Here is a 23,067-nt window from a genome sequence, read left to right on the forward strand (position 1 = left end):
GTAAAGACAGTACAGTATCCCACATGCATTTCTTTTATAGAAAATAAAAATAAAATAAATAGATAGAAACTATAGGAATGATTATCTATAGAGAAAAACAATTTGAAAATTAAAATATCTGGTGCTAGAATGTAAAAAGCATATCGGAATAATATCAGAGATATGTTAAAGGGAGGAACATTATGAAAAAAATGAAAAAATTTGCAGCTCTTCTCCTTGCAGTATCAATGGCAGCAGGTATGGTAGCCTGTGGAAGCTCAGATAAAAAGGAAGAGACTACAAAAAAAGAAGAAACCAAGAAAGACGACAAAGAGACAAAGAAACTGGAAGGAACTCTGAAGGTTGTTACAACAGGTGATGCTTATCAGCCATTGTTTGATAAGTTTACAGAAGAAGTAGGACCGAAGGTAGAATTTATTTCCATGTCTTCTGGAGAAGTATTGTCAAAGCTCAAAGCAGAAGGTGGAACACCGGCAGCTGATCTGTGGTTCGGGGGCGGAATCGATGCATTTATGGATGCAAAAGATAATAACCTTCTTGAAAAGGTAGATTTTGATGCAGCAGATGATCTTGCACCGGAATATAAGGACAGTGATAATTACTGGTTCTCTAAAGGTGTTACAGTTGTAGGATTTATTGTTAACAATGATATCTTAAAAGAGAAAGGACTTGAAGCTCCAAAGTCCTGGGATGATCTTACAAAAGAAGAATATCAGGGTGAAGTTCTGATGTCTAATCCGGCTATTTCAGGAACAAACTACGCAGTAGTAAATGCACTTCTTCAGACAAAGGGAGAAGAAGAAGGCTGGAAATACTTTGAAGATCTGAATAAGAATGTAGATTATTACTCAAAACGTGGTTCTGATCCGAGCACTAAGACTGCAGCCGGTGAAGTTGGAATCGGTATTACTTATATTGATGGAACTTTAGATGAACTGAAAGAACAGGCAGATGTTGAAGTTGTATATCCGACAGATGGAATGCCATATGTTCCGGAAGGTGTTGCAGCATTTGCAAATGCAGAAAACACAGAAGCAGCAAAAGCATTTATCAAATGGTTCTTCTCAGATGATGAAAATATGAAGATGCTTGCAGAAATCGATCATAAAAATACTTGTTTATTAGTAAAACCAAGTATAGAAGGACTTGAACTCGATTTTGACCAGAGCAAACTGATGAAAGAAGATCTTTCACTTTTTGGAGCAGAAAGAACTACAATTCTTGATAAGTGGAATACTTTGATGGGAGATAAAGGTGAAGAATAGAAAACCTAGAGAAAAACGGGCATCATTTTATGATGCCCATTTTTATAATATTTTAGATTATTTTATATTAGCGGTAATGGTGGCGGGAGTTCTGCTTTTTATTTTATATCCGCTACTTTGTATGATAAGGCAGAGCTTTATTGGAGAAAATGGATTCTCAACAGAGGTATATAAAAGTATTTTCAGCAACAATCTGCTGCTTGTAAAAAACAGTGTATTTGTAGGTGTGTTATCGGCATTTTTCTCTACAATTTCCGGACTTTTTGTGGCAATCTGCGTATGGACAGCAGGAAAAAAACTGGGGAAATTTCTGGAATGTATTTTGCTGATCAGTATGGTTTCACCGCCTTTTATAGCTTCACTTGCTTATATCCAGCTATTCGGAAGAAATGGCCTGATCACAAAAGGAATTCTTGGGCTTTCCGTCAATCCATACGGATGGGTCGGTGTTGTCGTTATGCAGACGTTATTTTTTTCATCGCTGAATGCACTGATGATCATCGGAATGCTGCAAAAAACGGATATGTCGCTTGTAAGAGCCTCCTCTGATCTGGGAGCTCCGTCGGGATATACCTTGTGGAGAATCATTGTTCCTTTGCTAAGGCCGGTTTTACTCAGTTGTTTTTTACTTTCCTTTATTCGATCGATTGCGGATTTTGGTACGCCGGTGGTAATCGGAGGACGTTTTGAAACGGTTTCTACAGAGATTTATATGCAGGTGATCGGATATTCCAGACTGGATAAGAGTGCGGCACTTAATGTACTGCTTCTGATCCCGACGATTCTTGTTTTTATCCTGTACCGCTATCTAATGCAGAAAAATGAAAAAGTCATCAGCGGAAACAGTAATAAGACGGTAGAAGCGGGAGATACATTCCGGGTTCGTGGGCTGTCAGCAGTGATTGTATGGCTGGGCGCAGGTATCTTTTTTGTAATGATGGCGCTTGAATACGGATCCATTTTTCTAAACAGTTTCAGTAGAAATTTACGTGGGAAAATCACATTTACAACGATGTATCTGGACGCACTTCTGGAACGGAATATGGATACATTTATCCGAAGTGTGGAATATGCGCTTATTGTAGCAATAGTCGGCAGTCTGATCGGTATTTTACTTTCGTATTATATTGAAAGACGAAAGATAAAATTTGGCGGAGTACTGGACTTTATTATTACACTTCCGTATATGCTTCCAGGAAGTTGTTTTGGAATCGGATATATTCTGGCATTTAATCATGAACCGTTAAAACTTACCGGAACAGCGGTCATTGTTATCTTGAATATGATCTATAAACAGATGTCAATCACAACGAAGGCTTCGGCATCCTCCCTTTTGCAGATCAGTACAGAGCTTGATGCAGCAGCGCGGGATCTTGGAGCGAATAAATTTCTGGTAATGAAAGATGTCATTCTTCCGAATGTAAAGCAGGCATTTGCAACGGGATTTATCAATAATTTTACAAGTGCGATGGTTACAGCAGGAGCAGTTATTTTCCTGGTGACACCGGGACAGAAGATTGCAGTATTTACATTATTTGATTGCATTAACACAGGTCGGTATGGAGAAGCATCTATGATTGCGACATTTATTATTGTGATCACAATTTCAGTAAATGTGCTGTTTTCGATAATTGTTGCATGGAAAGGGAAAAAGAAACGTGTATTTAGAACTGAAAAACATAAGTAAAAGTTTTGGTGAAAAAGAAGTAGTAAAAGATTTATCACTCTCCCTTCCAAAGGGAGAACTGTTGTGTCTTCTGGGAGCATCCGGCTGTGGAAAAACGACAACACTCAAAATGATAAGTGGATTTTTAAAAACAGATAAAGGGCAGATCCTGGTTGATGGCCAGGATATCACCACACTGGCTCCGGAGAAGCGTCCGGTATCGACTGTTTTTCAGTCTTATGCATTATTTCCACATATGAGTGTTCTGGAAAATGTGATCTATGGTCTGAAGTTCCGTGGCATCCGAAAAAAAGAAGCCAGAGAAATGGGTATGGAATATCTGAAAATCGTAGATATGGAAGAATATGCCGGGGCATCGATCGGGGAAATTTCCGGAGGACAGCAGCAGAGAGTAGCACTGGTCAGATCTCTGATCACAAAACCGAAGGTGCTTCTTCTGGATGAACCTCTTAGTAATCTGGATGCGAAACTCCGGGTAAAAATGAGAGAAGAAATCCGTGAAATCCAGAAGAAATATGAAATTACAATGGTTTTTGTAACGCATGACCAGGAAGAGGCAATGGTACTTGGAGATCAGATCGCTATTATGGATCAGGGAAAGTTGGTTCAGATTGGAAAGCCGGAAGAGGTGTATCTGCATCCACAGAATGATTTTGCAAGAGATTTCCTTGGAATATCCAACCGTTTTACTGATATCCATGGAAATACAATATGCTGCAGACCGGAGGAACTGGAATTTGCAGCAGAAGGTTCTGTGAAAGGAATTGTAAGACAGGAAGAATTTCTTGGGTTTTACAGACAGTATTATGTTGAAACAATGAATCATGAACATATTATTGTACGGACAGACAGAAATATAAAAGTAGAAGAAGGCAAAGAAGTGCAACTTCGGGTGAAATAAAAAAGACACTGTGCAAGGTGACAATATCAGTTTGATATGCTACCCTGCATAGTGCCTTTTTTATTTTGAGGAATGACCGGTCAGACGTGCATCATCCCTGACATCACACAACCTCCTGCAGCACCGGCATTTTTCAGTTCGTGCAGTTGTGTTTCATCAATTTTGATTCCGCCAATGCCATAAACCGGAATCTGCACAGCTTGGCATACATTCTGCAGAAATGGAAGTCCCCGTGGCGGGAGCCCTTTCTTGCAGTCGGTAACATAAATATGTCCTGCTGTGAGATAGGAAGTTCCCAGCTTTTCCGCTTCGACTGCTTCAGAAACAGAATGGATGGAAGTTCCAACTGTATGAAAATCGGAAACCACTTTCGGATTTTCAAGCAAAAGTGGAAGTGGTAAATGTAGCCTGTCGCAGCCGAGTTCTCTCGCAACGGCTGGATAAAAATGCGGAATAAACGGAACTTTAAACTGTTCACAGATTTCCTTCACCTGCCGGGCAAGAGAAAAATATTCCTCTTCCGGCAGATCTTTTTCACGCAGGATCAGAGCTTTCGGATGCAGCTTGCAGACACGGGTGATCTGTTCTGTAAAAGGACGGGAACAGAGATGGCGGTTTGTTACGGCAATAAGATCTCTATACATAGATATAATCACTCATAACCGGCTGCATATTGTTGGAAAGAAGTGCCTGATAAACCTCATCTACGGAACGTCCGTCAGAAATCTCGAACTGGTCATCTCCCTTATCCTCAATATCATCCACATGGCTTCCGATTCCGGTGCTGACTCCGGCAGAAATCTTGGTTGCAGCAATCTGTGTCAGATTGTCTCTTACACGAGCACATTCTCTGGTAGATACCGTAATGCTTGCAAATGGCATGAACAGACGGTAAGCACAGACTACCTGGAGAAGCTGTGGCTCATGGACATCCATCGGATTGATCCGGTCATTGTTGATGATCGGGCACAGCCTCGGACAGGAGAACGCGATCTCAGCATGCGGGTATTTTCTCTGGAGAAGATAAGCATGGTATCCGGTTGCAAAAGCATCTTTTCTGAAATCATCCAGGCCAAGCAGGGCACCAAAGCCGACACCACGCATTCCGCCCATCAGTGCACGTTCCTGTGCATTTACACGATAAGGGAAGATCCTCTTATGCCCGGCAAGATGCAGGGTTTCGTATTTGTCGGAATTGTAAGTTTCCTGAAAAACGGTTACATAGTCTGCACCGCATTCGTGGAGATATGCATACTCATCTGAGTTAACCGGATAAATTTCCAGTCCGATAACTTTAAAATATTTGCGCGCGATCTTGCAGGCATTTCCGATATATTCCACCGTGGATTTGCTGCGGCTTTCACCGGTCAGGATCAGGATCTCCTGAAGACCTGTTTTGGCGATGGCTGCCATTTCTTTTTCAATTTCTTCCTCATTTAACTGTGCACGGTTGATCTTGTTGTGGCAGTTGAAACCACAGTAAATACAATAGTTTTCGCAGTAGTTTGCAATGTAGATCGGAGTAAACATGTAGACGCTGTTTCCGAAATGTTTTCGTGTCTCTTCCTGGGCAGCCTGTGCAATTTCCTCCAGAAGCGGAAGAGCAGCAGGAGAAAGAAGAGCAGCAAAATCTTCCGGTGTACGGATGTCGTGTGCAATAGCACGCTTTACATCTGCTTCCGTATATTTGTCATAATCATAAGCATTCATGGCGCTCACTACCTGATCCATCACGTCAGAACCAATGTCCTCCATATCCGGAAGATAGGTCATATGATCGATCCGGTTCTTTTTCTGGTCCTCCAGAATTTCCTCACTTAAAATACTTTCGTTGATATGTGAATTTTCCATTTTGACTGCCTCCTAATTCTCTAAGAATCCTGTCAGAGGTGAGGATGCGCTTGCGCCTCTTTCGATGGTGCGTCCCAGTCCGGAAAGATAAGCACTGCGTCCGGCTTCAATGGCTTTTTTGAAAGCTTCTGCCATGGCAGGAACATTTCCTGCAGTTGCGATAGCAGTATTTGCCATGACAGCGGAAGCACCCATTTCCATGGCTTCACAAGCCTGGGAAGGGCGACCGATTCCGGCATCAACGATGATCGGCAGATCGATCTCATCAATCAGGATCTGGATGAAATCCTTTGTGCTGAGCCCTTTGTTGGAACCGATTGGAGAGCCGAGCGGCATAATGCAGGCAGCTCCGGCATCAGCAAGTGCTCTTGCAGCATTCAGATCCGGGTACATATACGGCATGACAACAAAGCCTTCTTTTGCAAGGATTTCTGTTGCTTTGATGGTTTCGTAGTTGTCCGGAAGCAGGTATTTGGAATCATGAACGACTTCGATCTTTACAAAGTCGCCGCATCCGACTTCACGGGAAAGTCTGGCGATACGGACTGCCTCCTCAGCATTACGTGCACCGGATGTATTTGGAAGCAGGGTTACATTGTCCGGAATATAGTCCAGGATATTTGCAAGACCGCCTTCATTTGCGCGACGCAGGGCAAGTGTGATGATCTGAGCTTCTGCTTTTTCGATACAGGCTTTTACAAGATCCAGAGAAAATTTACCGGATCCGAGAATAAAACGGGAAGTGAATTCATGACCTCCCAGGATAAATTTATCTTCATTTGTACTCATAATAAAGTTCCTTCTTTCTTATATTTTTAAATTTCTTCTTCACCGAGGATCAGCCGCGTGATCATGTTGGCTTCATGTGCGGCACAGATGGCAACACGCGGCGCCATCAGTCCATGACCGTAAGTTGGTGCTGTTACGCCATCACCACACAGATAAAAGTTTTTCATGATCCGTTTTGTGATAATGGTATTGCTGCTTCCATAGCCAGCCATTCCGGTTGCGGATACGAGTTTTTTCTCTGGGAAATGTTCCAGAATTCCATTGACCAGCATTGCTTTGGCTTCAGGATTATCAAACGCTTCGCAGACAATTGTGGCATCTGCAAATAATTCCTGCAGATTATCGTCCGTAACTTTTACACAGTCTGTGCGGATATCCAGATACGGATTGATCTTCAGAAGCAGGGATTTCAGGGCATCGGTCTTGTACATTCCGATATGCTCCATGAAATATTGCTGGCGGTTCAGATTGGTAATGTCAACTACGTCAAAATCAATCAGGTGAAGATGACCGACACCAATCCGTGCAAGCGCATAAGCAACATTAGAGCCAAGACCGCCAAGCCCTGCGATCGCTACATTTCCTGCCGAGAGAAGCTTCTGCGTCTCCGGTGAATGTCGCTCGTCAAGGGCGGTGTAGATTTCTTCTTTTGTAAGTGTATGATACATGATTTCTTAGCCTCCTCCTACAAAACTTACAACCTCCAGACGGTCCCCGTCTTTGAGCATGGTGTCAGAATAGCTGTATTTTGGTAAAATATCACCATTCATTTCAACGGCGATCCGTTTGATCTGATAATTGTTTTGTTCCAGATAATCCGCAACACTGAGCGGTCCGGTCAGAGTAACTTCTTTACCATTAACTGTAATCATGGGAAAACCTCCTTTCAAAACGGAAAAGTTCTTAAAAATGAAAAAAGAGTACACAAAGAATTACACCCGTGGTGGTGTACCCCTTCATGAACTCTCGCCCAATCTCAACTTTACCTTATTCATTTTCGTGTAAACCCTGGTTGAATGTGGAATTTCATGATGTTGGGGTCAAAAGGTATTTTGACCCCTTTGATACCAGATTGCTACGTGCTTTGCACTCTCGCAATCCTCAAAAACATTCGTAATCCGCTCATTTTTCTTTGAAAAATGGCTACTTACTCATGTTTTTGGCGGGTCAAGAGGTCAAAAATCCTCTTGCAAGCAAGCTTGCATCAGCTTTCTGACCTTTTGACCCTGGTATCATTTCATATTATTATAAGAAATCCTGTTTCTCAAATATCATCAGAGTATGCTGATGGTATTTGACGCCGTATATCAAAAAAAGAGAGATACCAATGTATCTCCCGTTATCATCAAAATATACGTTCCTACGTTGGCATTATCCAAATCAGGTATATGGGTCGAAGTTCTGAACTTCCTCTCAGCCTGTCAAACAAGCTCCCCGTTTCATTTACAAAATTCAGTATAGTTCGGTTGAGAAAAAATGTCAATATCAATATAAAAATATATCCGGTCATATTCTGGAGTCTCATATTCTGGAGTCAGATGCAGGTATCACGGACAAATTGTATATTACAGGAATGCTTTCGCGAAGCGGTCATATGTTTTTGTAACGCGGAGTATGGAAAAATGCACAAAAAAACAGAGCATACTCTAAAAAATCATGTGAACGTGCCGAAAATGCCGAAAATCCATTGACAAACGCCCTTTAAAGGGGTAAAACACCACTATGGCAATTTGATAAAAGCTTATCAAATTAAAATACTATATAAAACAATTTTTACTGGAAGAGAGAAAGAGAGGGATAAGTATGAATACATTAGTTATTGTACTGATCGCAGCCGTTTTACTTTGCTGTGCATATGTATTCTACGGACGCTGGCTTGCTAACAAATGGGGAATCGATCCAAAGGCAGAGACACCAGCAAAGAAATTCGCAGATGGAAAGGATTACGTTCCGACAGACGGCTGGACAGTATTCAGTCATCAGTTTTCGTCAATCGCAGGTGCAGGTCCTGTTACCGGCGCCATTCAGGCAGCTGTATTTGGATGGCTTCCTGTTTTACTGTGGGTACTGATCGGAGGCATTTTCTTCGGTGCGGTAACAGATTTCGGAGCTTTATATGCGAGTGTAAAAAATGACGGAAAGTCTATGGGACTTCTGATCGAGAAATACATTGGTAAATTCGGTAGAAAATTATTCTTGTTGTTCTGTTGGCTGTTCACACTTCTTGTTATCGCAGCATTTGCAGATATGGTTGCAGGTACATTCAATGCGTATACAGAAGTCGACGGAGCTTTAAAACTTGCAGATGCAGCAAAGACAAACGGAGCTGCAGGAACTATTTCCCTTTTATTCATTGCATTTGCAATGGTATTTGGTCTGGTGCAGAAAAAATTCCAGTTCCGCGGATGGAAAGAAACAGTTCTTGGCCTTGTACTTACAGTAGCAGCGCTTGCTCTTGGTATGCTTGCACCGATCACAGCAGGTAAAGATACTTGGACTTATATCACATTTGTATATATCTTCTTTGCAGCAGTACTTCCGATGTGGCTTTTAAAACAGCCTCGTGATGCAATGACGACTTATATGTTCATCGGAATGATCGCCGGAGCAGCACTTGGACTTTTAGTTGCACATCCGACAATGAACCTTCCTGTATTTACAGGATTCCACAACGACACATTAGGAGATATGTTCCCAATCCTGTTCGTTACGGTAGCTTGTGGTGCCGTTTCCGGATTCCACAGCCTGGTTTCATCCGGTACTTCCTCAAAGACAGTATCCAATGAAAAAGATATGCTGAAGGTTGGATATGGAGCCATGGTTCTGGAAAGTCTTCTTGCAGTCCTCGCACTTTGTGTAGCTGGTGCAGCTGCAGCAGCAGACGGAACACCGGCAGCAGGAACACCATTCCAGGTATTCTCAAGCGGTGTTGCAGGATTCTTTGAAATGTTCGGAGTTCCGGTTTATGTAGCACAGTGCTTCATGACCATGTGCGTATCTGCACTTGCACTCACCAGTCTGGATGCAGTAGCACGTATCGGACGTATGAGTTTCCAGGAACTCTTCAGTGTAGATGATATGGAACATGCAGAAGGATGGAGAAAATTCCTTTGCAATACCTACTTCTCAACAATCCTTACACTTGTATGTGCCTATGTTCTGACACGAATTGGATATGCAAATATCTGGCCATTGTTCGGATCAGCCAACCAGCTGCTTTCCGCTCTGGTACTTGTAACACTTTGCGTATTCCTGAAAGTGACAGGAAGAAGCAACAAAATGCTTTTCCCACCGCTTATTATCATGCTTTGCGTAACAGGAACCGCACTGGTAGAAAGAACAATCGGTCTTGTAAAAGCTTACCAGGCCGGCTCAGCAGTATTCCTTGTAGAAGGACTTCAGCTGATCATCGCAGTTCTGCTGATGGCACTCGGACTTGTTATTGTGATCAATTCTCTGAAGGCTTACTTTGGAGCTAAGAAAGAGTCTGAAGCGTAGGATTTATAAAATATGACGAAAAGGGATGGCTTGTCAAAATGATGGGCTGTCTCTTTTTTTGATTGACTTTTTTTAAAATCTGCCCTAAAATACTTAGGAAACGAAGTATTTAATGCAAAAAATGATAAAGTAAAATATCATAAGTGCAAGGGAGGTTATCATGCAGACAGGAAAGAAGATCAATCAGATTTCCAACCGTCTCCGTAGACGGTCCAGGGCAATCCAGGAAACAATCGGGATCAGCGGTGCACAGGGGAATATTTTAAATTATATTTTAGTAGAATCTCAGAACAGATCTGTCTATCAGAAGGATATTGAACAGGAATTCGGACTTCGTCCTTCCACGGCAACAGAGACACTGAAATCTTTGGAGAAAAATGGACTGATAAAAAGAGAGACTGATCCAAATGATGGAAGATATAAGAAAATCGTATTTACTGAAAAAGCAGAGCAGATAGAAGCTGTGCTTAAGAGTGAGATCGAAGAGTCGGAAACGATTTTGCTGCAGGGAGTGACAAAAGAAGAACGGCAGGAATTTCTGCGGATCGCAGAGAAAATGTTGCAGAATCTGGATACTTTTCCTGCGAATACGGTAAAGAAAAACGCAGGCAGAAAAAAACAACACGGAGGACGGACAGATGAATGAAAATGAACTGATGGGAAGTATGAAGGTGTCAAAAGCCGTTGCGAAGATGGCAATACCAAGCGTGATCAGCAGTCTGGTCACGGTTGTCTACAATATGGCAGACACCTTTTTTGTTGGACAGACTGGGGATCCACTGCAGGTAGCAGCGGTCAGTCTGACCAATCCGATATTTATTTTACTGATGGCATTTGCAAATATGTTTGGTATGGGTGGAAGTGCCGTTGCATCTATGGCGATGGGAGAAAAAAATGAGAAACGGGTAAAGAATACATCGGCATTTGTAACCTATGCATCACTGATCGTCGGGATTTTATTTGCTTTGATCCTGATTTTCTTTGTGAAACCGATCCTTTACACATTTGGTGCGAACAGTCAGACTTATGAGATGGCAAAAGGTTATACATTTCACGTTTCCTATGGTGCACCATTTATCATCTGGTCAGCAGCGTCAAGCTTTATCGTTCGTGCGGAAGGTGCAAGCAGTGAGGCGATGATCGGAAGTATGATCGGTACAGTTGCCAACATTGTTCTGGATCCGGTATTTATCAGCGGACTTGGAATGGGGGCGGCAGGGGCTGCGATTGCGACAACGATCGGCAATATTCTGGCAAGCATTTATTATCTCTGGTATTTCATGAAAAAGAGTAAAAGCTTTTCCGTCAGTCCGAAGTATTTCAAATGCGGAGAGCAGGTTTTATCAAGGGTATGTTCGATCGGTTTTCCGACCGCAATTTTTTCAGCACTGATGAGTGTATCAACGATCGTGCTGAATCAGATTCTGGTCAAGTACGGAAATGCACCGGTGGCGGCGATTGGAATTGTATTCAAGGCAAATATGTTTATTACCTTCCTTCAAATGGGACTTGCAAACGGCGTGCAGCCGCTGATGGGTTACAATTTTGGGGCAGGCAATCAGAAACGTTTTATGGAAGTGGACTGTTTTACGAAAAAATGCTGTCTGGTCGTTGGAATCCTGGCGACGGCATTATTTTTCTTTTTTCGAGAACCAATTATCCACCTGTTCATTAACGATAAAGACGTTATATATTATGGCGTGAAAATGCTGGCTGCATATATGGTTTCCGGACCGTTTATCGGAATCCTTTTTGTAAATATGAACTGCATGCAGTCTACTGGAGATGCACTTCCTGCAACGATTCTGTCGGTGCTCCGACAGGGACTTCTGCTGATTCCCTTACTGTATCTGTTGAATGCAGTGTTCGGATTAAACGGAGTCATTTACGGACAGGCACTTACGGATTGCGTGGCGATTGTACTGTCCATGTATATCTGGGGAAGAAAGAAGAGAAAATTAAAGAGTGAATAAGTGAGAGAAAATCAGGTGTCGGGGGTGATGCCTGTTTTTTTCTTGCTTATAAATATAACGTGCAAAGTGGAAAGAATCATTGCGGACACGCATATAATAGTCAGGTACAGGAAATAATTCATCTGAATAAATGTAAGAAAGAGAGGCTGTTTATGGAAGAGCGAGATGATCTGGAACAGATGGCATTTATACAGAAGTGGAATGACGGAAAGGCAGAACGGGAGAAAAAGCGAGAGCAGATGTGGAACGGGATTCTGGAGAAGGCTGGGATAAAGAAAGAAGAAAAGTAAAAAGGAAAATGATTTTTTAGAAAAAATGAAAAGAACTCAAATAGGAACTCAAAATTTAAGTTTCTGTTTGAGTTCTTTATTTGAGTTCCTTTAAGAAACTAAAAAAATATGCTATTATCTTAAAAGTAGAGAGAAGGAAGTAAAATTACAGCAGAAAATTTTTGAAGAACTAAAAAATCAAAGGGGAAGATTAGCGATGGTAAAAATAGATTTAATCACCGGTTTCTTAGGCTCCGGCAAGACAACGTTTATAAAAAAATATGCAAAATATCTTCTGGATAAAGGAATGAACATTGGCATCCTTGAGAATGATTTTGGTGCGGTAAATGTAGATATGCTTCTTTTGCGGGACCTGATGGGAGATAACTGTGAGCTTGAAATGATTTCCGGTGGGTGCGACAAAGAGACGCACAGGCGGCGTTTCCGGACGAAGTTGATCGCAATGGGAATGTGTGGATATGACAGAGTAATTGTTGAGCCATCCGGGATTTATGATGTAGACGAATTTTTTGACGTTCTTCACGATGAACCACTGGATAAGTGGTATGAGATTGGCAATGTGATTACGATCGTTGACGCAAAACTGGAGCCGGAATTGTCAGAAGAAGCAGACTATCTGCTTGCGTCCGAGGCTGCAAATGCAGGAAGCATCATCCTCAGCAGGGCAGAAGAAGCAACAAAAGAACAGATTGAAAATACAATTGAACATTTGAACAGAGCGCTTGAACAGGTTCAGTGCAAGCGAAGGCTGGATCGGGAAATCATGAGAAAAGATGGAGCAGAGCTTTCGAAAGAGGATTTTGATAAGATCTTAAAGAGCGGTTATGTTGCAGAAAATTATCGGAAGATGGAGCTGGATGAGAAAAAAGGTTTTGATTCGTTGTATTTTATGGAATTGAAAATTTCTGCAGATGAATTGAAGACGCAGGTTGCGAAGATGATGCAGGATCCAGAATGTGGCGGTATTTTCCGGGTGAAGGGATTCGTGAAAGATGATGCAGGAAGCTGGATGCAGCTGAATGCAACCGGTCATGAGATCAGTATGAAGCCGATCGGAGACGGGCAGGAGGTTGTGATCGTGATTGGGGAGCAGTTGAAGGAAGATTGTATACGGAAGTATCTGGAGAATTAGAAAGTGTAAAAGAGCGCATCAAAAGCGATGTGATCCGGTCAGTATGCTGAAAATAGTTTTGTTTGTGTAATACAGCTGTTATTGTATCCATAAGCAACAGGACGCATGAAAAAACGAAAGTTTTTTCATGCGTCCTGTTAATTTATTGTTTTTGGTAAATGATATGTTTTATACGACCGCCATCCATAATGATGGTATCATTTTCAGCTTTTACATACATTACAAGATTTGCATCCATTCGGAAGATAATACTTCCTGATGCTGATTGGTAAAGTGTTGTTTTCCCATGACGACGCATATGGATTTCGCAGGTATTTTCAACTTTCACTAATTTCATGAAGGAATCGGTTTCATCGTTGTAATAGGTTCCTTCCTGGAAAAGTGCCGGATCTGCAGGCTTGGCAGGGGTCAATGTAAGTACACGACCAGGAAGCCGATAAAGGATTCCGTTATCTGTGAAGTAGATCTTTTCATCCAATGAACCAATGCGATAACCGCCATCCTCTTCTTTTACCAGTTCTGTGCGGCACCATTCTCTTTGCATATAGAAAGTACCGTTTTGCTCTGTAATATCAACAAACATTGGATCATCCGGAAGTGCTGTCAGGAATACACCGCTGCGAGCAGGTGCATTTTCATGTTCCGGCACGGCTGGTTCGGTACAATCCGGTAATCCGAGTACGATGCAGGTGGCTTTATCGGCAAGCTTAGACATTGCGTAAGTTGTGGTGTTACTGATCAGTACAAGCTCCAGTTCTTTTTCCGGAATGCAAATAATTTCACCACGGTATGCAGCATCTGCACCGCCATGACCGAATACATCCAGACCATGAAGCTTATGGGTGATCAGTCCGCCGCAGTATTCAGCCGTTTTGCCATTGCTGAGAAGGACAGGTTTCTTCATAAGCTCGATAATTTCAGGATCGATCACATTTGGATGAATGTACTCATCTAATACTTTGCAGAGATCGGAAGCACAGGTATTTACAGAGGTTGGTCCGTAAAGTGCATAGTTCAGTGGATTGTAGTAGAATGTATCATCACCTTCGTCCTGGTAAGAGTAAGTAAGATCCGGAACAATCTGTGTAAAGCTTTCACGGACAAAAGAATGTGTCATTCCGAGTGGAGTGAAAATACGTTCTTTTACAAATTGTGGGAAGCTCATTTGCGACAGCTTTTCAACGATAAGTGCCAATAAGTGGAAACCGGTGTTACTGTATAAATACTGTGACTGCGGTTCAAAGTTCAGCGATTTCTGAAGAGATATCGTTGTATTGATATCATCCATGTCAATCTGATCGTTGATCTTGATACCGCGTAAAAATAAGAGTTCCCATTGGTCGCGAAGTCCGCTGACATTATTCATCATCTGGCGGATCGTAATCGGTGTTTCAATGTTGATATATTCATCTAAATATTTTCTGATGTTGTCATCTAAATCAAGTTTTCCTTCTTTCCAGAGAAGAAGAATAGACATAACAGTAAATTCTTTGGAAATCGATGCGACATGGAAAATACTTTCTTTATGGATTTTTAATTTATTTTCAAGATTTCCATATCCAAAACATTTTTCGTAAAGAGTTTTACCGTGCTGGCGAATCAATACCTGAGCGCCAGGGCAAAGACCGCGATCCCACATACGGAAAAGCTGATCTAATTGTTCTGTCATATTTGAATTCATAACAAAAATACTCCTTCTGATAAACTATTTTTTTAGAATTTTTTCGAATGCATAAAGCCAGTTTTTACCTGCAATGAGAGAAATCCGTTCATCTGAATAATTATGTTTCTTCATATTCTGCAAGAAATCCGGAATGTCCGCATGACCGCCGGACAGAATATCGAAAGGAAATTCCGGCATCAGGGATAAGTCTTGTGCGGAACTGTTCTTTAAGAAGAGATCGCAAAAGTCAAATCCGAAACCGACATGCTGTTCTCCCATTACCTGGATCATGTGATCCAGGTGTGCAAGCATTTGCCGGCGGTCAGCTGTGCTGCCGGCATCTGCGTTAATGATACTGCAGGCATTCAGTCCCACAACACCGCCACGTTTGGCGATTTCTTTTAAATGCTCATCCTTCAGATTCCTGTTATTATGAGCAACTGCCCGTGCATTAGAATGCGATGCGATCAGTGGGCAGGAGGTAATGGATAAGACATCATCCACGCCCTCGTCACTTAAATGACTGAGATCAATGATCATGTTTAAGGATTCGGCTTCTTTTACAAGCATTTGGCCAAAGTCGGTCAGACCGCCTTTTTTTGCATTTCCGGTAAAATCACAGCCGTCAGCTGCCATATTTCTGCGGCTCCAGGTAAGTCCCAGTCCTCTTACGCCTGCGGCGTAGAATGCGTGTAACATGAGGCAGGAAGATACCGGTTCTGCTCCTTCAAAGGAGAGAAGGATACCGACCTTTTTTTCCAGAGCAGCTTTTACAAAGTCATCGGCACATGTACAAAGCATAAGAAGTTCCGGACTTTCGCTGATCTCACAGTGGAGAGCTGCAATCTGTTCCAGAGCGATGGAAACACTTCCGTAAGGCAGGTACTGGCTGTCTACAAAGAGTGAGGCAACGATTCCGGTAACATTTCCTTTTTTGAATGCAGGATAGTACAATCTTTCGATGACCTTGTGCTCACCATTTTTGCGGCGTACAGCGACATCGCTTAGCAGGTCAAAATGTCCATCAATAATATATTTCATAATCGTGTTTTCCTTAATAAATTAATTGTGAAAAATAAACAATTATAGTCGCTTCTTCATCTGATGTATTCAAGTAGTTATGTAAACAATTTTTAGGGATATAGAAACTGTCGCCCTCGTAGATTATATAAGTGCTGTTATCGATGCGGAGTTCTAATTCCCCTTTGAGGAGCAGGAGACTTTCGTCGTAATTACCATGTGAAATCATTTGCTCAGTTACCCAGGTGTTCGGTTTTAATCTCACGATGAGTCCGGTCATTTGTGCTTCTTGTGCGTTCGGAAGTTTAGAAGGTGTAAAAATAGAGTAGGAAACATCAATTTCCGGGATTTTCATTGGAATTCGGTTCTCTTTTCTCACCAAATAAGATTCCTTTGATTTCTTTCCTTCTTCAGGTGACTTGGCAGAGAGTTCGGAGTCACCCATGATCAACCATACTTCTGAACAATCTAAGCAGACTGCAATTTTTCTAAGTGCCACGAGTGAAGGAGATTTTAAATCTCTTTCAATTTGTGATATATGACCTATTGTGTATCCGGTAGCTTCAGCTACCTCTTTGAGCGTGAGCCCTCTTTTTTTTCGCATTTCGCGAATTCGGCTTCCATACATGATCCCGCTCCTCCTTTCGCAATTTAAGTATAAAAACTAGCGGTTTTTGATTGCTTTTTCAATGCGGGCAAGAGCTTCCTGAAGTTGAGCGCGTGGACAGCCAATATTTAATCGCATATAAGTGCTGCACTGAGCACCGAAACGATATCCAGGATTCATTTTTACCTTTGCTTTTTCTAAGAAAAATTGATTTAATTCGTCATTTTCCAGATTAAGTTTTGAACAATCAAGCCACAGAAGATATGTTCCTTCAGGTGACCAAACGCTGATTTCCGGAATATTTTCTCTGATATATTCCACGGTGAAATCTCTGTTAGCTTCGAGATATTGAAGCATTTCTGTAAGCCATTCCTCGCCTTTTGTATATGCGGCAGTCAGCGCTGTCATACCGAAAACGTTATCCCCAAGATCAAACGCATTATAGGTTGCGTCATACGCATTGTATAATTTCTTGTTCGGAATAACAACATAAGATTGACAAAGACCGGCAACATTAAAGGTTTTACTCGGTGCCAAAGCTGTGATTGTATGTTCCATAGCATATTCTGATACGGATGCCATCGGAGTATGGTGTTTTCCGCCATATACGAAATCGGCATGGATCTCATCTGAAATAATATACAGCTCATGGCGTTCGGCGATTTTAGCAACTTCCAAAAGCTCTTCTTTTGTCCATACACGACCAGCCGGATTATGAGGATTACACATCATGATCGCTTTGCAGCGGTTGTCGATCTGGGCTTCCAGACGCTCGAAGTTAATGGAATAACGTCCGTTTTCATCACAATCTAACTGGTGATTAATGATAACACGTCCATTTTCTTCAATCGAAGAGTAGAATGGATGATAAACAGGTGTCATGATCACAATACGATCCCCAGGTGTTGTCAGAGATAAAAGACTCATAACAAGAGCAGGAACAACGCCGGGACTGAAACCTAACCATTCGCTCTGAATATCCCAGTGATAACGTCTTCCTACCCAGGATACGATGGCATCTTTTAATTCTTTGCTGTGATGAGTATATCCATAAACAGGATGATCTAAACGTTTCTGCATTGCTTCGCGAATTTCCGGAGCTGCTGCAAAATCCATGTCTGCTACCCACATCGGAACGACATCTTCCGGAATATTGTATTCCCATTTATTACAAGATGTGCCATGTCTGTCGATGATTTCATCAAAATTATATTTTCCCATTTTCTTTTTCTCCTTCGAAATTTTTAGTTAGCTGTTCCTGCAAGACCGGTAATTGCAGAGATGCCACATTCTAATTCATGCATGTTATCACATGTGATTTCTACTTCTGTACCGCTTAAACGTTTCATGCGAGGGATTTGTGCAACGGTGTCGGCCATTGCTGTTGATTTGAATTCAAATCCCAGCTTGATCGGAGTTGTAACTTCATATAAAGGAATTTTGCTCAAATCGGAATCAAGAACTTCCTTTACTGCAGAAATCGTGTTTTCCCTGAGAACTTTTTGCGGAGGGAATTTTGCTGCGTAGCGGGATAAAGCTTCTTTTGTTGTTACAAATTTTACCCATGGCATCATTTCTTTGTCTATAAGCTGTTTGCGAAGACCGGAATCACCGATGATAAGACCGACCGGAACCTTATAAGAAGCAGCAAGTGCTGCGTTCGTTGTGCTTTCGTTCATATAGGCCCCGTTGATCTTAAGGCTGGAAACAACTCTTCCGTAGAAGCTGTGATCCATATTGGCGAAATCTTCTCCCGGACCGGCATGATATCCGGCCAGAAATACAACATCGTAGGTTTCATCCAGGCAAGACATCATGTACTGTCTTCTTGGAGAACCGCTTACTAAGCTGATACGTTCATCCATCTGGCAAAGTTCATCATAGGAAAGGTTCGTTCCGCTTCCGTGAGAGTCAGAAATGGTGATTTCCCCAATCTCCTCATTTCTGGAAGAAGCATGAATTCCTTCGATGATCCAGCGTACCTGATTGTGTAAAGCGCGGCGGAAGGAAGGAACCTCATCGCGTTCCTGGGATGGAGAAGTGATACCAGCCATTCCTTCCATGTCTACAGAAATGTAGATTTTTAGTGCTTTCTTCATAAGAAAATCCTCCTTTATGTAATTTATTTGTTTTCTTATAGAAAAACAAAACATACAGTTGTTGAAATATTATAAAACAATAAAAGAATGCTGTCAATATCTTGACATAATATACAAAAAGAATTATACTGTCAGTAATAATTATACTGTGAGTAAAAACACAGAAAAAATCTTTTTCGTAAAACGAAACTCAAAAAAGGATGTAAAGGAGGAGAAATGTATGAAGAAGAGAAATTTAGCGTTGCTTTTAGCACTGACGATGGTTGCTGCAAGTTTTGTGGGGTGTGGTGACAAAAAAGAAAAAGCTTCTGACAATGGATCGGTAAAACAGGAAGCAGAAGATGAGGGATCTGAAGAAGGTAGATACCTTATGTGGAGATTAGATTCCGAACCAAAACAATGGGATCCGACGAACAACTCAGCATCTGTATCGGACGCGATTTGTAAGCAGTTGTTTGAAGGCCTCACCGTATCAACATCTGATGGTTTTAAACCGGGTATCGCGGAAAAATGGGATGTTTCAGAGGACGGAAAAACATATACATTCCATTTAAGAAAAGATGCGAAATGGTCAGACGGAAGTCCGGTGACAGCAAAAGACTTCGAATATTCCTGGAGAAGAATTTGTGATCCGGATTTTGCATCTGAAGCACTTCAGGCTATCACAGATTATGTTGTAGGTGCTACTGAATATTTTGAAGGAACAGGTGAGTATGATGATATCAAAGCAACAGCAATTGATGATTATACATTTGAAGTTGTTTTGAAGAATGCAACACCGTTCTTCCCGCAGTTAGTTGCCAATGACGTTTATCTTCCTATTAAAAAAGAGGCAGTGGAAGCAGCAGGAGAAGGATGGGAGAAGAAACCGGAATCAGCAATCAGTAACGGAGCATTCTACTTAGAAGAATATCAGGTTGGATCGCATTTATTACTGAAAAAGAATCCTTACTACTATGCAGCAGATGAAGTAAAACTTCCAGGTATCAAAGCAGTATTTATTACAGATGATAATACCGCATATCAGGCATATCAGGCAGGTGAGATTGATGTTATGGATCATCTTCCGGCAGAACAGGTTCCACAGATTGTTGCTGAAGACCCATATGTAATCGTAAGTGCCGATACAGGAGCACAGTTCCTGAATTTCAACGTAGATAAAGCACCATTTGATAATGTTCATGTAAGAAAAGCAGTTGCCAAGGCAATCGACAGAAAGCAGATCACAGAACAGGTATTAAAAGATGGTTCTATCCCGGCAAGTAACTTTATCGCTCCGACATGTCAGAAAACAGATGGAACACATTTCCGTGAACTTGAAGCAGATGGATATCCGGCAGAAGAATATGGAATCGATCCGCGTCAGGCTAAGGTAGAAGATGCGCAGGCAGAACTTGCGGAAGCAGGTTATCCAAACGGAGAGGGCTTTCCGGAGGTGGAAATCACATATGCGAATACTGAAAAGAACAAGAGACTTTGTGAAGCAATTCAGCAGATGCTGGAAACAAATTTAAATATCAAAGTTAAACTCCGCGCAGAAGAATCAAGTGTATTCAACTCTACAAAGAGTAAAGGTGATTACGAGATGGCTCCTGGTGGATGGACAAATAACCCATACGATGCAAGTGGACTTATTAAACTCTTCTATTCTCAGAATGGTAATAATACATGTCAGTGGAGATGGAGAGAATACAAAGGTGCTCCGCACGATACGACATTAAATCCGGGCAACAAAGCCTTTGATGAAGCCTTTGATAAAGCAATGGCATCATTAGGCAAAGAAAGAGATGAAGCCTGGGAAGAAGCGAATAAAGCTCTTATGGATGATATGCCGATCACAGCGCTTTATTATCCGTCTTTCGTAGCTCTTATAAATGAAGATCAGGTTGAAAATGTTGAACTTACATTGGGCAATTCATTTATGTTCAGCCATGCTGAAATCGTTGAGTAGTTGTTGACTTTAGGAAGACCGAAAAGTACCTTGCTTTTCGGTCTCCCTATTATTAGAGGAGAAGTAATATGCTGAGATATATAGCGAAAAGAGTACTTTCTGCGATTATTACGATCTGGTTCATTATGACACTGACATTTATATTAATGAATGCAATTCCAGGTGACCCATTTGCCAGCGAGAAAATGAACGATCCGGTAATTATTGCAAATATGAAAGCAAAATATGGTCTTGATAAACCGTTTATTGAACAGTATGGAACATATATGCGGAACTATATGCATGGGGATTTTGGTATTTCCTTTATGAAAAAAGGAATCACAACCAATGATATTATTTCAGCAGGATTTCCATATTCTTTAGCAATCGGTATTTGGGCTTCATTAGTTATTTTAGGTTTCGGAATATTTTTTGGTATTATTGCCGCATTGAGGCAAAATAAATTTGTAGATCGAGTCTTGATGGTGCTATCAACCCTAGGGGCGACAATCCCAAGCTTTGTATTTGCAACAGGATTCTTATATCTGTTCAGCAAGATTTTAGGATGGGTACCATCGTTTGGTGTGAATAGCTGGAAGGGATATATTGGACCGGTTATAGTCAGTGCATTATTCTCACTGGCATATGTTGTACGACTGACAAGAACTTCTACGTTGGATGTTCTGAACCAGGATTATATCCGTACGGCAAGAGCAAAGGGACTTCCGGAATGGAAGGTACTTGGAAAACATGCATTGAGGAATGCCTTGCTTCCGGTTGTAACTTACATCGGACCGATGTTTGCGGCTTTGATCACAGGATCTTTCGTAGTAGAAAAGGTATTTGGTATTCCTGGTATCGGAAACTTGTTTACAAACAGTATTCTTAACCGAGACTATACGCTTATTATGGGTATTACGGTATTTTTCTCAGTTATACTTGTAATCTGCATTTTAGTAGTCGATATTCTGTATGTATTAATTGATCCACGTATTAAATATCAGTAAAACAGGTGAGAAAATATGAGCGAAAAAAATAACGTTATTTCTCCGGAATTATGGGCACCGTTGGAACAGGAAGAAAAAAATGCTGAGAAAATGGAGAGACCTAGTCTTACTTTTTTACAAGACGGATGGAGAAGATTAAAATCCAATAAAATAGCGATCCTTTCGTTGATCGTAATTGCTTTGATCACAATTGGGGCTATTTTTATCCCAATGTTTTGGAAATATGATTATAAGAAACAGAATCTGGAATTAGCGAATATTCCGGATGTAATGAAAGTATATCCGCTTGACAATGGAAAAAATATTTATGTAACACCACAGTATACGGTTGTTGTGGTTGATAAAAAGGGAAATCTCGAAGGGCTTGCAGAAGTTAAGAATAAAGATGTCAATGGAAAGAAAAATTTCTTCGTGGTCGGAGACAGTGAAATCTGTGTTGATTATAGTGTTTATTCAGATGCAAGCAAAGAGTATAAGAAATTAGAAAAGAAAGCAGCAAAAAAAGATTTAGATACAACAGCGATCAAAGGAATTAAATACCTTGAAAACTATTATGCAGGAAGCGATGTGACAGAGGTTACCATCGATGAAGCAAAAAGTATTTTGGAAAACAAGATAGAAAGAACAGTGATCACTTGTGATGGTGAGAAGCTTACAAAGCAGGAGAAGATAAAAAATAAAACCTATCTGCTTGGAACAGATGGTCTGGGAAGAGATCTGTTTATCCGTATTGTATATGGTGCACGTATTTCTCTTTTGGTTGGTCTGTTTGCGGCATTTATCAACTTTGTGGTTGGTGTATTCTACGGTGCGATTGCAGGTTACTGCGGTGGAACGGTTGATAATATCATGATGCGTATTATTGACGTTCTGGACTCCATTCCGATGACGCTGTATGTTATTTTGATCATGGTTGTAGTAGGACCTGGTATTTCTTCCATCATTATTGCATTAGGTTTGACATTCTGGGTTAAAATGGCCCGTATCGTCAGAGGGCAGGTTCTGACGCTGAAACAGCAGGAATTTGTTAAAGCTGCCATCGTAACAGGAGCAGATACAAAGAGAATTATTGTGAAACACCTAATCCCGAATATGATGGGACCTATCATGGTAAATATGGCAATGCAGATTCCAAGTGCAATTTTCAATGAAGCATTCCTGAGCTTCGTAGGTCTTGGTATTTCTGCACCGATGGCTTCCTGGGGTACTTTGTGTAATGACGCTTTAGCAGGAATTTATGTATATCCATATCAGATGGTATATCCGGCGATTGCCATTTCAGTTACAATCCTTACATTCAACTTATTAAGTGATGGTTTAAGAGATGCATTCGATCCAAAACAGCGTAAATAAGG

21 protein-coding genes and 1 riboswitch are annotated in these 23,067 nt (G+C 41.3%); of the genes, 11 read left to right on the top strand and 10 right to left on the bottom strand.

Going from position 1 to position 23,067, the window contains the following annotated elements; all coding sequences use genetic code 11:
* Positions 1-191: 191 nt before the first annotated feature.
* The 3 genes from PG418_RS14825 to PG418_RS14835 are packed head-to-tail and all read left to right on the top strand — an operon-like array spanning position 192 to position 3,853.
* Complete coding sequence (locus tag PG418_RS14825) at positions 192-1,265, top strand: ABC transporter substrate-binding protein (RefSeq protein ID WP_055296616.1); 1,074 nt, start codon at positions 192-194, stop codon at positions 1,263-1,265.
* Positions 1,255-2,952: an ABC transporter permease gene (locus PG418_RS14830; protein WP_175305835.1), complete on the top strand. Its 1,698-nt coding sequence runs from the start codon at positions 1,255-1,257 to the stop codon at positions 2,950-2,952. The genes PG418_RS14825 and PG418_RS14830 overlap by 11 nt, the downstream gene beginning before the upstream one ends.
* A complete protein-coding gene (locus PG418_RS14835; protein ID WP_195253502.1) occupies positions 2,924-3,853 on the top strand; it encodes an ABC transporter ATP-binding protein in 930 nt (309 codons plus the stop codon). The genes PG418_RS14830 and PG418_RS14835 overlap by 29 nt, the downstream gene beginning before the upstream one ends.
* A gap of 80 nt (positions 3,854-3,933) precedes the next feature.
* Here PG418_RS14835 and PG418_RS14840 read toward each other — a convergent pair whose 3' ends face one another.
* The 5 genes from PG418_RS14840 to thiS are packed head-to-tail and all read right to left on the bottom strand — an operon-like array spanning position 3,934 to position 7,365.
* Positions 3,934-4,497, bottom strand: a complete 564-nt coding sequence (locus PG418_RS14840) for a thiamine phosphate synthase (RefSeq protein ID WP_195479118.1) — start codon at positions 4,495-4,497, stop codon at positions 3,934-3,936.
* A complete protein-coding gene (gene thiH / locus PG418_RS14845) occupies positions 4,490-5,704 on the bottom strand; it encodes a 2-iminoacetate synthase ThiH (RefSeq protein WP_498837624.1) in 1,215 nt (404 codons plus the stop codon). Before thiH ends, PG418_RS14840 begins: the two co-directional genes overlap by 8 nt.
* A gap of 12 nt (positions 5,705-5,716) precedes the next feature.
* Positions 5,717-6,493, bottom strand: a complete 777-nt coding sequence (locus PG418_RS14850; protein ID WP_008368613.1) for a thiazole synthase — start codon at positions 6,491-6,493, stop codon at positions 5,717-5,719.
* 26 nt (positions 6,494-6,519) lie between these two features.
* Entirely contained in the window at positions 6,520-7,161 is a 642-nt protein-coding gene (gene thiF / locus PG418_RS14855) for a sulfur carrier protein ThiS adenylyltransferase ThiF (RefSeq protein WP_008368611.1), read from the bottom strand.
* Positions 7,162-7,167: 6 nt separating this feature from the next.
* Positions 7,168-7,365 (bottom strand): sulfur carrier protein ThiS, encoded by a 198-nt coding sequence (thiS, locus tag PG418_RS14860; protein WP_008368609.1) that lies wholly within the window; start codon positions 7,363-7,365, stop codon positions 7,168-7,170.
* A gap of 468 nt (positions 7,366-7,833) precedes the next feature.
* Positions 7,834-7,938: riboswitch (TPP riboswitch) on the bottom strand.
* A gap of 358 nt (positions 7,939-8,296) precedes the next feature.
* On the opposite strand from thiS, the gene PG418_RS14865 reads away from it, so the two are divergent.
* From PG418_RS14865 to PG418_RS14885, 5 genes are all read left to right on the top strand, one after another.
* Positions 8,297-9,991: a carbon starvation CstA family protein gene (locus PG418_RS14865; protein ID WP_055260348.1), complete on the top strand. Its 1,695-nt coding sequence runs from the start codon at positions 8,297-8,299 to the stop codon at positions 9,989-9,991.
* A gap of 160 nt (positions 9,992-10,151) precedes the next feature.
* Positions 10,152-10,637, top strand: coding sequence for a MarR family winged helix-turn-helix transcriptional regulator (locus PG418_RS14870; RefSeq protein WP_055155481.1), 486 nt, complete (start codon positions 10,152-10,154; stop codon positions 10,635-10,637).
* Positions 10,630-11,964 carry an MATE family efflux transporter gene (locus tag PG418_RS14875; RefSeq protein WP_227084671.1) on the top strand — a complete coding sequence of 445 codons (1,335 nt, stop codon included), beginning with the start codon at positions 10,630-10,632 and terminating at the stop codon, positions 11,962-11,964. Before PG418_RS14870 ends, PG418_RS14875 begins: the two co-directional genes overlap by 8 nt.
* Positions 11,965-12,116: 152 nt before the next feature.
* Positions 12,117-12,254: a hypothetical protein gene (locus PG418_RS14880; protein ID WP_022219980.1), complete on the top strand. Its 138-nt coding sequence runs from the start codon at positions 12,117-12,119 to the stop codon at positions 12,252-12,254.
* A 196-nt stretch (positions 12,255-12,450) separates the two neighbouring features.
* Positions 12,451-13,386, top strand: a complete 936-nt coding sequence (locus PG418_RS14885; protein WP_195548576.1) for a GTP-binding protein — start codon at positions 12,451-12,453, stop codon at positions 13,384-13,386.
* A 142-nt stretch (positions 13,387-13,528) separates the two neighbouring features.
* On the opposite strand, the gene PG418_RS14890 is transcribed toward PG418_RS14885, so the two are convergent.
* The 5 genes from PG418_RS14890 to PG418_RS14910 are packed head-to-tail and all read right to left on the bottom strand — an operon-like array spanning position 13,529 to position 18,775.
* Positions 13,529-15,067 carry a serine hydrolase domain-containing protein gene (locus tag PG418_RS14890; RefSeq protein ID WP_498837625.1) on the bottom strand — a complete coding sequence of 513 codons (1,539 nt, stop codon included), beginning with the start codon at positions 15,065-15,067 and terminating at the stop codon, positions 13,529-13,531.
* A gap of 24 nt (positions 15,068-15,091) precedes the next feature.
* Positions 15,092-16,090, bottom strand: a complete 999-nt coding sequence (locus PG418_RS14895) for a dipeptidase (protein WP_498837626.1) — start codon at positions 16,088-16,090, stop codon at positions 15,092-15,094.
* 13 nt (positions 16,091-16,103) lie between these two features.
* Positions 16,104-16,697 (bottom strand): helix-turn-helix domain-containing protein, encoded by a 594-nt coding sequence (locus PG418_RS14900; protein WP_008373304.1) that lies wholly within the window; start codon positions 16,695-16,697, stop codon positions 16,104-16,106.
* A 36-nt stretch (positions 16,698-16,733) separates the two neighbouring features.
* Positions 16,734-17,897, bottom strand: coding sequence for a MalY/PatB family protein (locus PG418_RS14905; RefSeq protein ID WP_055155476.1), 1,164 nt, complete (start codon positions 17,895-17,897; stop codon positions 16,734-16,736).
* Between the two features lie 23 nt (positions 17,898-17,920).
* Positions 17,921-18,775, bottom strand: coding sequence for a M55 family metallopeptidase (locus PG418_RS14910; RefSeq protein WP_055155475.1), 855 nt, complete (start codon positions 18,773-18,775; stop codon positions 17,921-17,923).
* Positions 18,776-18,995: 220 nt separating this feature from the next.
* Here PG418_RS14910 and PG418_RS14915 point away from each other — a divergent pair, with 220 nt between their 5' ends.
* From PG418_RS14915 to PG418_RS14925, 3 genes are all read left to right on the top strand, one after another.
* Positions 18,996-20,726 (top strand): peptide ABC transporter substrate-binding protein, encoded by a 1,731-nt coding sequence (locus PG418_RS14915; RefSeq protein ID WP_008373307.1) that lies wholly within the window; start codon positions 18,996-18,998, stop codon positions 20,724-20,726.
* 68 nt (positions 20,727-20,794) lie between these two features.
* Positions 20,795-21,712, top strand: a complete 918-nt coding sequence (locus PG418_RS14920) for an ABC transporter permease (protein WP_055155474.1) — start codon at positions 20,795-20,797, stop codon at positions 21,710-21,712.
* Between the two features lie 15 nt (positions 21,713-21,727).
* Positions 21,728-23,065: an ABC transporter permease gene (locus PG418_RS14925; RefSeq protein WP_008373309.1), complete on the top strand. Its 1,338-nt coding sequence runs from the start codon at positions 21,728-21,730 to the stop codon at positions 23,063-23,065.
* The last annotated feature ends 2 nt before the right edge of the window (positions 23,066-23,067 follow it).

It is taken from the genome of Bariatricus sp. TF06-38A, assembly GCF_027690675.1.
Classification (GTDB): domain Bacteria; phylum Bacillota; class Clostridia; order Lachnospirales; family Lachnospiraceae; genus Allocoprococcus; species Allocoprococcus comes.

Coding starts and splice junctions, on each gene's coding strand:
- PG418_RS14825 (WP_055296616.1), top strand. CDS start 192: ATGAAAAAATTTGCAGCTCTTCTCCTTGCAGTATCAATGGCAGCAGGT.
- PG418_RS14840 (WP_195479118.1), bottom strand. CDS start 4,497: ATGTATAGAGATCTTATTGCCGTAACAAACCGCCATCTCTGTTCCCGT.
- thiH (WP_498837624.1), bottom strand. CDS start 5,704: ATGGAAAATTCACATATCAACGAAAGTATTTTAAGTGAGGAAATTCTG.
- PG418_RS14850 (WP_008368613.1), bottom strand. CDS start 6,493: ATGAGTACAAATGAAGATAAATTTATCCTGGGAGGTCATGAATTCACT.
- thiF (WP_008368611.1), bottom strand. CDS start 7,161: ATGTATCATACACTTACAAAAGAAGAAATCTACACCGCCCTTGACGAG.
- thiS (WP_008368609.1), bottom strand. CDS start 7,365: ATGATTACAGTTAATGGTAAAGAAGTTACTCTGACCGGACCGCTCAGT.
- PG418_RS14865 (WP_055260348.1), top strand. CDS start 8,297: ATGAATACATTAGTTATTGTACTGATCGCAGCCGTTTTACTTTGCTGT.
- PG418_RS14870 (WP_055155481.1), top strand. CDS start 10,152: ATGCAGACAGGAAAGAAGATCAATCAGATTTCCAACCGTCTCCGTAGA.
- PG418_RS14875 (WP_227084671.1), top strand. CDS start 10,630: ATGAATGAAAATGAACTGATGGGAAGTATGAAGGTGTCAAAAGCCGTT.
- PG418_RS14880 (WP_022219980.1), top strand. CDS start 12,117: ATGGAAGAGCGAGATGATCTGGAACAGATGGCATTTATACAGAAGTGG.
- PG418_RS14885 (WP_195548576.1), top strand. CDS start 12,451: ATGGTAAAAATAGATTTAATCACCGGTTTCTTAGGCTCCGGCAAGACA.
- PG418_RS14890 (WP_498837625.1), bottom strand. CDS start 15,067: ATGAATTCAAATATGACAGAACAATTAGATCAGCTTTTCCGTATGTGG.
- PG418_RS14895 (WP_498837626.1), bottom strand. CDS start 16,090: ATGAAATATATTATTGATGGACATTTTGACCTGCTAAGCGATGTCGCT.
- PG418_RS14900 (WP_008373304.1), bottom strand. CDS start 16,697: ATGTATGGAAGCCGAATTCGCGAAATGCGAAAAAAAAGAGGGCTCACG.
- PG418_RS14905 (WP_055155476.1), bottom strand. CDS start 17,897: ATGGGAAAATATAATTTTGATGAAATCATCGACAGACATGGCACATCT.
- PG418_RS14910 (WP_055155475.1), bottom strand. CDS start 18,775: ATGAAGAAAGCACTAAAAATCTACATTTCTGTAGACATGGAAGGAATG.
- PG418_RS14915 (WP_008373307.1), top strand. CDS start 18,996: ATGAAGAAGAGAAATTTAGCGTTGCTTTTAGCACTGACGATGGTTGCT.
- PG418_RS14920 (WP_055155474.1), top strand. CDS start 20,795: ATGCTGAGATATATAGCGAAAAGAGTACTTTCTGCGATTATTACGATC.
- PG418_RS14925 (WP_008373309.1), top strand. CDS start 21,728: ATGAGCGAAAAAAATAACGTTATTTCTCCGGAATTATGGGCACCGTTG.